Below are 6,099 nucleotides of genomic sequence, written 5' to 3' on the forward strand. Positions count from 1 at the left end.
ATTGCTCACCAGCTCACCAGCTCACCCCGACCGGACGACCTTCGTCGTAGCCGGAAGAACTTTGCACCCCGACGATGGCTCGCTCGCGGAACTCATTGATCGTCGCGGCCCCGGAGTAGGTACACGAGGAACGCAATCCGGCGACGATCTGATCGATGATGTCTTCGACGCTCGGGCGTTCGGGATCGAGATACATCCGCGATGTACTGATGCCCTCTTCGAACAGTTCCTTACGCGCCCGGTCGAATGCCGACTCGCTCCGGGTCCGGTTCTTCACGGCGCGATTCGAGGCCATCCCGAAACTCTCCTTGTAGAGGCGGCCATCGGGGTCACGCAGCGTGTCGGCGGCTGACTCGTATGTTCCAGCGAGCCACGAACCAAACATGACGTTGGCGGCGCCGCCGGCGAGGGCCAGTGCCACATCACGCGGGAAGCGAACGCCACCGTCGGCCCAGATGTGCTTGCCCAGCCGTTCGGCTTCCGCTGCGCATTCGAGCACCGCCGAAAACTGCGGCCGGCCGACGCCGGTCATCATGCGAGTGGTGCACATGGCGCCCGGACCGACACCGACTTTGATCACGTCGGCCCCAGCTTCGATCAGCTCACGGGTTCCTTCGATGGTGACGACGTTGCCGGCAACAATCTTGGCGTTCGGACACGCAGCCCGGACCGCCGCAATCGCCCGCAGTGTACGCGTCTGATGGCCATGCGCTGTATCGATCACGAGCACGTCAGCACCGAACGATTCGAGTTCCTTGGCGCGCGCCGCCGGATCGCCGTTGATGCCGACCGCCACACCGACGAGCAATTTGCCGTCGGCATCGACTGCAGGGCGATAGATCGTCGAACGCAGCGCGCCCTTGCGAGTCATGACGCCAAGGAGTCGTCCGTCGTTCGCGGCGTCGACCACAGGAGCGACATGCAGGCGGCTCCCTTCGAGCATCTCGAACGCATCAGCCGGCGCCGTGTCTGCGTCGAGCAGATGCAGGTTGGTGCTCATGACGTTGCGCAGCTGTGTGAACCGGTCGAACCCGTCTTGGTCCCTCTCGGTGAAGACCCCGACGGGTCGGCCCTCATCGACGATCACAACGGCGCCATGTGCGCGCTTGTGGATGAGTAGCAAGGCGTCGCCGATCGTTGCCTCAGGTGGCAGCGTGATCGGCGTCTCGAACACGGGGTGCCGAGACTTGATATACGCGATGACGCCACCGACGAGATCGACAGGGATGTCCTGAGGCATGATCGCGATACCGCCACGACGGGCCACCGTTTCGGCCATGCGCCGGCCCGCGACAGCGGTCATGTTCGCCACGACCAACGGAATGGTCGTCCCGATGCCGTCTGGCGTCGTCAGGTCGACGTTCATTCTCGACGGAACGTCGGAAAGACTGGGGACCATAAAGACATCGCTGTAGGTCAGGTCGTGCTGTGGTTCGTGAAGAAGTCGCATCTCAATCGCTCGCTGAAGAATCGTGGGCGCTCATTTTCTTGCCAGCGCCACGATACGGCCTAACCTGCCCGCTCTATGGGATCCGTGGTACTCGTTCATGGCTGGGGCGGAGCGTTCTCCACCACGTGGCAACGGAGCGGTTTCACCGCTCTCCTCAGCGATGGGGGTAAGCACGTCATCGGTGTCGACCTACTCGGCCACGGTGAGGCACCCAAACCACACGATCCCGAGGCGTACGCCGACCTGACCGAGCGAGTCTTCGATGCCATCGACGCCGAGTCGCCTGACGAACCCGTCGAGGCCGTTGGGTTCTCGCTCGGTGCGCTCACGCTGCTCCACGCGGCCATTGCTCGGCCCGAACGTTTCAGCCGCATTGTTCTTGCCGGCATCGGCCAGAACGTGCTCGAGCGCGACCATGCCGGTGCCACCCGCATCGTCGAAGGGCTCGAGCGCGTCATCGATGCCGAAGACGCAGATACTGCACCCGATCTCGACGAAATGGATCAGATCGCACGGCTCTTCGTACAGTACGCGCAGCAGCCTGGCAACGACATTCGGGCGCTTGCCGCAGTGATGCGTCGACCGTCGGCTGGCGACTTCGAGCCCGACGATCTTGGGACCGTCACCTGTCCGGTTCTCGTCGTCGTCGGCGATCGCGACTTCGTGCATCCGGGCGACGAGTTGGCCAGTCGCTTCCCTGATGGTCGGTGCGAAACGCTCAAGAACGTCGACCACTTCGCCACGCCCGAAGCCTTCGGGTTCTTCGATGCCACGCTCGAATTCCTCGACGCCATCTGAACCTGTCTCGCAGATGAAGACGCCATCGTTGGTGACCACCGACATCGAACTCGCCATCCGCAAGCTCAGGGCTGGCGGCCTGGTCGCCGTGCCGACCGAGACCGTGTACGGGCTCGCCGCCGACGCCTCAAACCCAGCTGCCGTCGCACGCATCTTTGCTGTGAAGGGCCGACCAACCGGTCACCCTTTGATTGTCCACATCGCCGACGCCGATCAATTCGATGTTTGGTCGTCGGAACCAAGCGACGTTGCGCGTCGTCTGGCTGCCAATGGCTGGCCCGGTCCGCTCACGTTGATCGTGCCGCGATCTGATCGAGTACACGATGCGGTCACGGGTGGCCGAACGACTGTTGGCCTGCGCGTTCCTGCGCATCCAATGACGCTCGACCTGCTCCGGGCGAGTGGGCTGGCGATCGCCGCTCCGTCGGCCAATCGATTCGGGGCTGTCAGCCCGACGACTGCGCAGCATGTCCTCGACGACTTGGGCGATCTGCTTGATCCAGCAACGGACGCCATCCTCGATGGCGGGCCGTGCACGGTCGGGCTTGAGAGCACGATCATCGACACCACCGTCGATCCGCCCCAACTCTTGCGAGCCGGAGCGATCACGGCCGACGATGTCGCCGCGCTCGTCAACGACCTCGCTCATGCGTCCGGGCCATCGCGGGCCAGCGGGATGCTCGAATCGCACTACGCACCGCAGTGCGAGGTTCGCCTGGTCGACACTGCCGACGATGCCTGGGCGCTGCGGGCGGGAACGCCAGGCGCCGAGATTCTCGAGTTCAACGACGACCTCGCCGAAGCGGCCCGATCGCTCTACTCCGAGCTACGCGCGGCCGACACTCGTGGGGCCAAGATGCTGATCGTCGTGCTGCCCCGAGCCACCGGGCTCGGCCACGCGCTCCGCGACCGACTGACCAAGGCTGCGGCTCCCCGACCTCGGTGACGCGCTACGCCCAGTCGTAGCGGTTCAAGTGGGTGATCCAGAGGTCACGGAGCACCGTGATGGATGGCGTGGGCTGGTCGTCGTAGCTTCCCACCCCGATGCTCACGGTTGAGGCGCCCGCATCGGGCACCAACTCCAAGCGGCACCAACACGGGTACTCGATGCCGTCATGGGCATGAATCAAAACATCCAGTCGGTACGGCGGTTCGTCATCGATGACCTCACCGATCCATGACGTGACGACCAGTAGCGCTTCGAACGTCTCAACAGGCAGCGCCTCAACGGTAAACGACGGAGCATCGCGCGTCATCCCGGCATCGTCAGGTTCCCGAGCCGAGTTCGGTGGGACGTTCGGTGGGACGTTCGGTGGGACGTTCGGTGGGACGTTCGGTGGGACGTTCGGTGGGACGTCAGGCAGGGCTGTTGCAGGCCCAGGTGGGTCGGCGAGAATTCGCAGGGCTGCCCCAGCTGCGTCGTTGATCACACGCATCATGTCGGCATCTCCACCTGCATCAGGATGGTGTTCCTTGGCGAGGTCTCGTCGGGCTTGGCGAACCTCCGCCGCAGAAGCATTCGTGTTCAGCCCGAGCAACCGAAACGGGTCATCCATGGGACGGTGCAGCGTCGCGCAAGGCTGCGTAACGTGCGCGTGTCGTCATGTCGGGTGCAAAGGTTGGATCGACCTGAGCACCGACACCGAGGCCCCAACGATCTTGAATGACCGAGTGATCAACCTGTTCGAGCACCGCACAGGCTTGGACAGCAGCACCGGTCGCAACCGCCTCATCAGCCGAACTCAGTACGACCGGGGCATCGACGAGCGATGCCACAACCTGCTGCATTGCCAGCGACCGCGCTCCCCCGCCCGTGAGCATCACCCGGCCGTCGAGAACGGTCAGCGCGCGAAGCGCATCGAGGCCGTCGAGTAAACCACATGCCACGCCGTCGACGGCCGCGCGAGCGAACTGCTCACGTGTGACATCGGTGCGGAGGCCGCCGATGATGCCACGTGCGTTTGGACGGTTGGGGGTTCGTTCGCCGTCAAAGTACGGCAGCAGTGTCGGCCCCTCTGGCAATGCTGCCAGCGCGAGGCGATCGAACTCGGCGTGGTCGGCGCCGAGGAGCCGCGCCACAGCGTCGACAACCTTTGCTGCATTCGACGTACAGACGAGAGGAAGGAAGTGACCGGTCGCGTCGGCGAACCCCGCAACGGCGCCGCTCGGGTCTGATGTCGGGGTGTTCGACACCGCGTAGACGGTGCCCGACGTGCCAATCGAGATCACCGCATCGCCAGGTCGGAGCCCGACGCCCAACGCGCCTGCCATATTGTCTCCGGTGCCGGGAGCGACCACTGCGCCCATGGCGATCGACGCAGAGGTGCTCAGGCCAGCGTGGTCCATTGGACCAAGCACACGGGGCAGCATTGCCTCCCACTCACGAGTGCTGTCGACGAGGTCGAGTAAGTCGGTCCGGTACTCGCCCTCGCCTGGCGACCAGTAACCCGTGCCGGATGCGTCGCCGCGATCAGTCGTGCTCCCTGTCGTCAACCGACCGGTGAGTCGATTGGTGATGTAGTCGTGCGGGAGCATCACGTGGCGCACCTTCGACCACACGTCGGCGTGTGTCCGTGCGAGCCATGCAAGTTTCGTGATGGTAAAGGCTGCAACCGGAACGCTGCCGATTGCTGCTGCCCAGTCAGCGGGAGAGACGAGACCAGTCAATCGATCGGCGTCCTCTGCCGACTCGGTGTCGTTCCACAGCTTGGCAGGGTGCACTGCCAGTCCGTGGGCGTCGAGCGCGACCATTCCATGCTGCTGGCCGCCCACGCTGATGGCTGCAACGTCTGGCGACCCAGCCTGCACCCACGCCTGTTCGAATGCCGTCCACCATGACGCCGGGTCCTGCTCGCTCAATGGGGCCATCACCGGAGGGTGCGGCGCGGATGCCGATGCGACGACCGCACCGGTTTCCTGATCACGGATCTCGACCTTGGTGGATTGGGTCGAGGAGTCGACTCCGGCAATGAGCGGCATCCGTGGAATCTACGCGGTGATCCAGGTCGGCCGGTCACCCCAGCGGCCATCGAAGACGACCTCCTCAAGCGGCTTGCGTTTCAGTGGCCCGTGCCGGCCGGCGGGAACCCCAACGGTGATGCACGCGGAGAGCGCGACGTTCGCCGGAATCTCCAACATCTCGCGAAGTTCGTCCTCGACACCGAGATGCCACATCGTCAGGGCGCCGCCGTACCCCAGCGCTCGCGCTGCCAGTAACAGGTTCTGGCATGCCGGGTACACCGATGCTCCTTCGTATGGGCTCGCCTCGCGGTACCGGTCAAGACAGACCAGTACGACAACCGGCGTCGCTTCGAAGTGGTCGACATAGTGCTGCATCGAGTCGGCGAACCGAGACGGTCGGTATCCGTCGCCGGAGCGTTTGGTTGCCCATCCCGCTCGGAACGCTTCACCAAGTAGGGCTTTTGCCGCCTCGGCGTTCGGACCGTTGCGAAGAACCAGGAACCGAAATGGCTGCCGGTTCGAACCAGACGGAGCGCGACCCGCGTGCCAGAGAATCTGCTCGAGGTCACGTGTGAGGACGGGCTCGTCGGTGTAGCGGCGAATTGCCCGGGTGGTTGCAAGCGCCTCAAGGAGCCCGACATCGTGGGGAAACGCCGCCGAAACAGACACACATCCAAGTTACCGCTTGGCCTTCACTCTCAGCGAGGCGACGTGCATTCAGTTCCAATGGAACGTAGTATTACGGCTTCCTAAAGAACAGGGGCATCCCGCGCCTGTCCAAACAGGGGGAGAACAACCCACATGCAGAAATCACGCGTGACACGCGTCGGTTCGTTGCTCGTCGGTCTGACGCTCGTTGCCGCAGCTTGCGGTAGCGACGAGGCTGCGAC

At 64.1% G+C, this 6,099-nt stretch carries 5 protein-coding genes and 1 pseudogene; 2 read left to right on the top strand and 4 right to left on the bottom strand.

Translation table 11 applies throughout. The annotated features are described in order from the left end of the window. Positions 1-13 precede the first annotated feature (13 nt). A complete protein-coding gene (locus tag ACH2EI_RS00620; RefSeq protein WP_395155313.1) occupies positions 14-1,450 on the bottom strand; it encodes a GuaB1 family IMP dehydrogenase-related protein in 1,437 nt (478 codons plus the stop codon). 75 nt (positions 1,451-1,525) lie between these two features. Here ACH2EI_RS00620 and ACH2EI_RS00625 point away from each other — a divergent pair, with 75 nt between their 5' ends. Both ACH2EI_RS00625 and ACH2EI_RS00630 read left to right on the top strand, forming a co-directional pair. Then, entirely contained in the window at positions 1,526-2,248 is a 723-nt protein-coding gene (locus tag ACH2EI_RS00625; protein ID WP_395155314.1) for an alpha/beta fold hydrolase, read from the top strand. A gap of 13 nt (positions 2,249-2,261) precedes the next feature. After that, positions 2,262-3,194: an L-threonylcarbamoyladenylate synthase gene (locus ACH2EI_RS00630; RefSeq protein WP_395155315.1), complete on the top strand. Its 933-nt coding sequence runs from the start codon at positions 2,262-2,264 to the stop codon at positions 3,192-3,194. A gap of 320 nt (positions 3,195-3,514) precedes the next feature. Here the strand turns inward: ACH2EI_RS00630 and ACH2EI_RS00635 are convergent. The 3 genes and pseudogenes from ACH2EI_RS00635 to ACH2EI_RS00645 form a co-directional block, all read right to left on the bottom strand. Next, a pseudogene (locus tag ACH2EI_RS00635) lies at positions 3,515-3,571 on the bottom strand (hypothetical protein); the annotation flags it as partial. 225 nt (positions 3,572-3,796) lie between these two features. Continuing rightward, the gene (xylB, locus tag ACH2EI_RS00640) at positions 3,797-5,227 is read right to left on the bottom strand and encodes a xylulokinase (RefSeq protein WP_395155317.1); all 1,431 of its coding nucleotides are present in this window, start codon (positions 5,225-5,227) and stop codon (positions 3,797-3,799) included. A gap of 9 nt (positions 5,228-5,236) precedes the next feature. Continuing rightward, complete coding sequence (locus ACH2EI_RS00645) at positions 5,237-5,878, bottom strand: nitroreductase family protein (RefSeq protein WP_395155318.1); 642 nt, start codon at positions 5,876-5,878, stop codon at positions 5,237-5,239. Positions 5,879-6,099: the final 221 nt, after the last annotated feature.

Source organism: Ilumatobacter sp. (assembly GCF_041688325.1).
Taxonomy (GTDB): domain Bacteria; phylum Actinomycetota; class Acidimicrobiia; order Acidimicrobiales; family Ilumatobacteraceae; genus Ilumatobacter_A.